At 30.5% G+C, this 511-nt stretch carries 1 protein-coding gene; it reads right to left on the bottom strand.

Going from position 1 to position 511, the window contains the following annotated elements; genetic code table 11:
- The coding region (locus ACFQ1U_RS13710) for a CPBP family intramembrane glutamic endopeptidase (RefSeq protein ID WP_386109346.1) at positions 1–368 on the bottom strand (368 nt) is incomplete at its 3' end.
- Between the last annotated feature and the right edge of the window lie 143 nt (positions 369–511).

Genomic DNA, 511 nt, shown 5'->3' with positions numbered 1-511 from the left:
TTCATACTTATTAATTTGTTCGTTACGTTTCCTAAATTATGAGATATAAGGGCAAGTAAAATACTTCCACTCTTCATTGTTATCCAAGCCCAAACAATCCCCAAAATCAATGTATTGAAAAAGGGGAAACTTTTAAAAGTCAATTCGTATGAGTTATTAAAAAAAAGTCCGTGTGCCATTCCAAATAATAATGCCGTTACTAAAATAGCTGGGTGAAAAATAGTCCGAGAACTTGGTTTAAGAATTTTAGTCAAAAGTCCAAGCATAATTCCTCGAAATGCAATTTCTTCGTCAATTCCTGGCATTGTCAACTGAAATAAAATTGTTTCAGTATTCCATTCTTTTGGGGTGTTATAAATCCAATTCAAAACGGACTGAATTAGTAGTATCCCGAAAATGATAACAAATCCTTTCTTTAGAAACTTTTTATCTTGCTTGAAAGTCAAATAGTAATCTTTTAAATTAAATTTTCTATAAATCAAAAGAAAGATTATTGAGCCTAAAACCGCAA

It is taken from the genome of Tenacibaculum geojense, assembly GCF_042676005.1.
Classification (GTDB): domain Bacteria; phylum Bacteroidota; class Bacteroidia; order Flavobacteriales; family Flavobacteriaceae; genus Polaribacter; species Polaribacter geojense.
The sequence above is the reverse complement of the archived record's forward strand: the minus strand, read 5'-3'. Positions and strand labels throughout refer to the sequence as shown.